This window comes from Accumulibacter sp., from assembly GCF_031732815.1.
Lineage (GTDB): Bacteria > Pseudomonadota > Gammaproteobacteria > Burkholderiales > Rhodocyclaceae > Accumulibacter.
This window is the reverse complement of sequence record NZ_JAVMKF010000106.1, coordinates 1-5,739: the sequence shown is the minus strand read 5'-3', so window position 1 is coordinate 5,739 and position 5,739 is coordinate 1. Positions and strand designations below refer to the sequence as shown.

Sequence of the window (5,739 nt, the reverse complement as noted above, 5' to 3'; positions counted from 1 at the left end):
CGAGAGGTCGCGCTGCCACTGGGTGTTGGCCGGGTCGCGCCGGGTCAGCGCCTCGTCGATGGCGAGTCCCTGGCGGAAGGCGACGAGCGCTGCCGGTCCGTCGCCCTGGGCGACCCGCACATCGGCGAGAGCCACGAAGGCGACTGAACGGCCCCAGTCGTCGGCCGCAGCTTCTGCGGCGGCGTGGGCCGCCCGCTCGGCGTCGGCGAGTCGCCCGTCGGCGTGATAAAGCCGGCCGAGTTCGATCCAGTCCCAGTGCACGCCGGGATCGAGGGCGGTGACTTCTGCGTAGCGCGCGATGACCTGGGCGGTCGTCTGCTTGCCGCGGGTGCGTGCTTCCAGGGCGAGCGTGGCAATGCGTCGGCCTTCGGCGGCGCTCTCGATGGCGGCCGCTTTCTTGCGCGCGGCGTCGCGCGCCTGGCGTAGTCCGTCGAGGATGCTCAGCGCCCCGGCTTCGTCGCCGGCGTTGAAGCGCGCCAGGGCGGCGGCGCCTTCCGGGGTGGCCGCGATGTCCTGCACCGCCTGGCGGAACACGGCGATCTCGTGCGCGTAGGCGCGGTCGCGCGCCGCCAGCGCGGCGACGTAGGCCTCTTCGGCGGCGGCGAGGGCGGTACGCCGTTTCGCGTCACCGGCGCGCACCTCGGCGCGCAGCGCTTCGATTTCGTTGCGCTGCGCCCGCAGCCGGGCGTCGGCCTGTCGTTCGGCGGCCGCTTGCGTTGCCGACGCGGCGTAGAGCGCCGCCGCCACCTCGGCGCGCGCGTCGACCTGGGCCAGCCCGCCGACCGCCGTCTGGCCGCGTGCGGCCGACGGCGCGAACAGCGCCAGGGCAAGCGCCACGATCAGGCAGCAGGCGCGACTAATCGCCAGCACAGGTTTCGCTCTCGCTCACGAAAACGACGAGGGCACAGCCTGCCGGCATCCAGCTTGGCGCCACGCGGCGCCGGCTGAGCCGTGGCGTCGGCCAGCGGCAGTGCTCGTCTCCAGGCTGGCAGGTCGAGCGGCGACTGGCTGCACCTCGCTTTCGATGCGCTCTTGTTCAGCCCGCAAGGCGTGCACGTGTTCGAGGCCCAGATCGTCAACCTTGTTGCTCATCGTCAAGCCTCGTGGCAAAGGATGGAAAACCAACGGCACCGTCAGGAGTGTATGAGCCTGCAGAACGAGGTGTCAATCTCGAAATCCTGCCCGGTTCTCCTTGGGGAAGGCGCAGCGTCTGCGCCAGGCAACGGCGCCGAGCGCGGCGCGCCAAATCCGTTTCCGCGTGATCGATGGCCTGAACGCGCGGCAGATTGAACTTCGCCGCCCAGGCGCGCAGCGCTGCGGCTGACTGCAGTTCGGCCTCATACCTGTCGAGCGCTGCGCTGCGGGGATTAGCCTGTTTTGGGGTTCATTGTTTCGGCAGTGTTTCGGGGTGCACGCGGTTGCCGGGGTCAGATGTTGACTTTTGCCCACCGTGGCGCATTCTCGGGGGAGGGATTAGTGTGCATATAGTTGCCCTGAAGCGCCTGGTCACGCTCCGGAATGCTTGCGCGGAACTGCCGGGGGAAAGGCAAGACAGCGGGAAAGGGCCGTGAGCGCTGGGGCGGGCGAAGGCAAGCAGAAGGACCTGACCGTGCGCAGCAACAGCAATCAGCCTGGCGGGTTGAGGTCCCGCCCGGGGAGTTGTCGATACGCCCTGGTCGCATGAGGAAGGGGTAAAGGGGCGCCGTGGTGACACGGGGTCGTTGGTTTCCCGACAGCAAGAGCGCGGGCCGTAACGCAAGTGAACCTGTCAGTAGCCTGGTCAATCATGTGGAGGAGCCCACCCTGTGGTCAGCATGGGAATGCCGTTGGATGGGCGCTGGAATAGCGGGAGTGGCACTCATCCACTCCCGGGGTGCCGGGATGGCATGTTCTCGCCGATTGATTGCACCGTACGGGAGACCCGTCTGCGGGCGAGACCACTGACCGCTGCGTACAAGGCAAGGAAAGCGCAGCGGCTGCAGGCGGGAGTCGGAGGGATTCATCGTACCGATCGAGATCGCGGGACAGCATAAGCCCGGTCGAGGGAAGGGAGACCGCTCTGTTCGTGCAAGCCAGGAGCGGAGGATGAGGGCATTGCCGTGTCGCTAGTCACCCCGGACACCCTCCGGACGCTGCAGAGGAAGCTTTACGCCAAGGCTGAGCAAGAATCGGCCTACCGCCTTTGCGCGTTCTACGACAAGGTCATCCGGGAAGGCATCCTCAGTCACGCCTGACGGCCTGTCCGGTCGAACCGAGGCAGTCCCGGTATTGACGGGATCATTTTCGAGGCCATGGAGAACGACATTGCGGTAGAAACGCTTCCGGGAGACCTGGCCGGTGATCTGAACGGCAAGACCTGCCGCGCCGAGCCGGTAAGGCGCGTCATGATTCAAAACGGATGGCAGTCAGCGCCCGCTCGGGGTACCGACGCTGCGCAATCGGGTCGCGCAAATGGCGGCGAAACTCATCATCGAACCGATCCTTGCAGCCGACTTCTGTGAGCACTGCTAAGGATTCCGGCCCAGGAGGTCGGCCCACGACGCCGTGGATGACATCGCCAACACCCTGTGCGCGGGCTACACCCAAGTCATGGACGCCGATCGGTCGAAGTAGCTTGATGGCATTCGGCATGCCGAGTTAGTGGCTGGGCGGCGGAAAAGCCACTGGTCAGCGGACGCCGCAAGGCGGCGTGATCTCCCCGTGGCTGGTCAACGGCGACTTGCATGTTCTCGACCGGATATGCCAAAAGGCAGCACCTGCGAGGCAAGCTGTCAGCACATCTGGTCAGAGTAATCATGGGGGCAAGACTGGAAAACCGTACCCGAATGTCCGTCCGGCAGACAAGCCGCTGAAGCAGATCAAGGCGAAACCGACGGCGCTGACAGGGCGGAATCTGACCCCCTTGCCCTTGAGCGACCTCGTGGGAAGCGCGCACCGCAGCCTGAGAGGCTGGGCAGACTACTTCGACTCCCGAAACTCAAGTCTGTCGATGAACAAAGTCAGAAAGCATGCGGAAGACCGGTTGTGAACCCATTTGATGAAGCGTCATAAGGCGAAGGATCGAGCAACTGGCTTTGGCCGGTTTCCAAGTGCTCATCTCTACGGGTGCTACGGGCTGTACGAAGTTCCTACCAAGGCGGGCTGGAACTCGGCGCATGCCTTGGCGTGAAGAACAACGGAAAAGCGTGTGCGGGAAAATCGCGTGCACGGTTTGACGGGGGGAGGGCGGGCGAAAGCCTGTCCTCCGCTCTACCCGTTTGTGCGGCTGCCGCGGCTGATTGCACAGGAAAGGGCGTGGAACGGGTACGGCATGCGATCAATGATCGGGTGTCGGCCCGTTTTACACGCTATTCGCGCAGGCTTTCCGGCGGACAGACAAGCGTTCATTAAAGCGTTCGCTTCATGATCTGGTATGTCTTTTGCATGAAGACGGTCTCGACGTCTGGCCACTGGCCGGGTCGTTCGCGATGACGCGTGCGCGAGCGGAAATCGGGGTCGTCCATCACTCACCAGGAGTTGCTGATGAAGCAGGCAAAAAAGGTCGTAGTCACTCTCGCCACTGCGTTGTTCACGCTTGGTGCACAAGCTGTACCGGTCTCTTACGACCTTACGTTGACCGCGACAGGAATTGGCACTGTCACACCGGTTTTCGGGATCACTTCGCTGCCAGCAGGGCCCTTTTTCGCCAGCTTTACGCTGGATGAGCCGCTGACGCCAAACGGCGCCTTCTTGCCGGTGACTTTGACCGCGTTCACCGCCACGCTCGGTACCTCGACGTGGAATCTGGCCGATGTCAGCGTCTCCTACTTTTCGACCGATGCCGCTGGCTCGATCGATCGGGGAAGCTTCGTGATTGCAGCCTCGCATGGTGTTACCGTCGATCATTTTGAGGTAGCGATCGGCGCTAGCAGCAATGTGACCTGGTACGCAATCGACGCGGCGGCCGCGCCTGTCTGCGGTTTTGCGACGACACCGCCATTTGTCGGCCCGATCTACGGGGGATGCATTGGCGGTGGCACGGGAGCGCTTGTGGTAACCCAGCGGACGGCGCAGATTCCCGAGCCGGCGACGCTGCTGCTGAGCGCTCTCGGCTTGCTTGGCGTGGCTAGCCGCCGGCGCAAAGGATAGCGCCGCTCGTGCTGCCTTGCCGGTCGTTCCCTGGGGTCGGGCGGGAACGTGGCGAAGCCTCACGGGGGGGGGCATTCGCGGGTTGAGCGTTAGCGGGGTCTGGCCTTGCGTTTTTGCCTTGGTACAGGTCTTCACCTTGCTCAGTATCCGCTACGACAGCGTCGACTGTAAGGCAAGACCCGAGACTTCACCCCCGCAGGGCCAGCGTCAACCCGCCACCGCCGAATGGCACGCAAGCGTCAAGATCTGCCCCCGGAGTCTGTGACCCCAGACTTCGTCGGCGCGCTTTCTCCGAATCGCGACTGCAGTCAGTGCCCTTCTGACCCTGAAACACTTCCGGACGTGGCGTTGAATCTCCCATCGATGCCAGGCTGCGATTCCGACATGCTCTGCTATCCTGATGCCTTCGCCTGTGACGACGAAGTCTAGCTGCTCGACAAGGGCAATGACTTCGGCCGGCACGGCTTCGGCGTTGCCGTCCTCGACTGAGCCCTGGCAAAGCGGCCAAACGTTCCACCGAAAGGACACCAGATGTCGGCCGGAAAAAGATCAGCGGATGCGTTCCGACGCGCCGGCTACAGCCAGGCGGTACAAGCTGCGGTAGAACAGACGACGGTGCGCGTGCGCGAAATGCACAGCGCGATTGCCGACCGGTCGTTTGGCGTCCTGCGCCACATCCCCTTGCTCGGCCGACCGGCGCGACTTGTCGAGAGCGCGCATGACAGGGTCGTCGCCGGGGTGTACGACGCGATTCGATTCGGCAGCGGCGCGCTGTTCGGCGTTGCCGCGCTGCTGGAGGAGCATTACACGCCGCGTGCCGCGAGTCGACCGCCGAGTCGCCTCGCGACGCGGGTGCACAGCATTCTCAACGGCGTGTTCGGTGACCATCTCGAGGCCGGCAACAGCCGCCTGGCAATCGATCTGACGATCCGCGCCAACGGCGTTGCGGTAAGGCCGGATGCGGATTCGCTGCGCGCCGCGTGGCCGGAATGCGGGCCGCGGATCTGCGTGTTCATCCACGGTCTGGCTTGCGACGAGCACGCCTGGCAAGCGCAACCGCCAAAGGCAGACGCGGCGTCGAGCCCGACATCGGGCATCGACTTCGGCCGTCGACTGCACGCCGATTTCGGCTACACGCCGGTCTACGTTCGCTATAACACGGGCTTGCCGCTTGCTCGCAACGGCGAGGAATTGGCCGTGCTGCTCGAGCAACTGTGCGCCGCCTGGCCGCAAGCGGACAGCCGGCTGATTCTTGTCGGCCACAGCATGGGTGGCCTGGTCGCCCTCGCCGCCTGCGAACACGCCGCCGCCAGCGGAATGCACTGGCCGCAGGCCACCAACATGCTGGTCTGTCTGGGTTCGCCACAGCTTGGCTCGCCGGTCGAACGGCTTGGCCACCTGCTGACCACGGCGCTCCACGTCTCGCCGGTCAGCTTGCCGCTGGGCAAGATCGCTGCCGCACGCAGCCAGGGCATCCAGGATCTGCGACGCGGGCCAGGCGCCGCGCGCAGGCCGCCAATGCCTGGTCGCATCGCCTATCGCTTTCTGGCCGGAAGTCTGGCCGAAGAGGTCGACAATCGCTTCGGCCGGCTGTTCGGCGACGGGCTGGTC

General features: G+C 65.0%; 4 protein-coding genes and 1 pseudogene. 4 read left to right on the top strand and 1 reads right to left on the bottom strand.

The window, feature by feature from the left end; translation table 11 throughout:
• Nucleotides 1–870: pseudogene (locus RKP46_RS08230) on the bottom strand (hypothetical protein); the annotation flags it as partial.
• Nucleotides 871–2,099: 1,229 nt separating this feature from the next.
• Here RKP46_RS08230 and RKP46_RS08225 point away from each other — a divergent pair.
• The 4 genes from RKP46_RS08225 to RKP46_RS08215 all read left to right on the top strand — a co-directional run.
• Complete coding sequence (locus tag RKP46_RS08225) at nt 2,100–2,234, top strand: hypothetical protein (protein WP_311106198.1); 135 nt, start codon at nt 2,100–2,102, stop codon at nt 2,232–2,234.
• A gap of 455 nt (nt 2,235–2,689) precedes the next feature.
• Nucleotides 2,690–3,028: a group II intron maturase-specific domain-containing protein gene (locus tag RKP46_RS20195; RefSeq protein WP_409194118.1), complete on the top strand. Its 339-nt coding sequence runs from the start codon at nt 2,690–2,692 to the stop codon at nt 3,026–3,028.
• Nucleotides 3,029–3,474: 446 nt separating this feature from the next.
• On the top strand, nt 3,475–4,128 hold the full coding sequence (locus RKP46_RS08220; RefSeq protein WP_311106197.1) for a PEP-CTERM sorting domain-containing protein: 654 nt from the start codon (nt 3,475–3,477) through the stop codon (nt 4,126–4,128).
• Nucleotides 4,129–4,659: 531 nt separating this feature from the next.
• The coding region (locus RKP46_RS08215; RefSeq protein ID WP_311106196.1) for an alpha/beta fold hydrolase at nt 4,660–5,739 on the top strand (1,080 nt) is incomplete at its 3' end.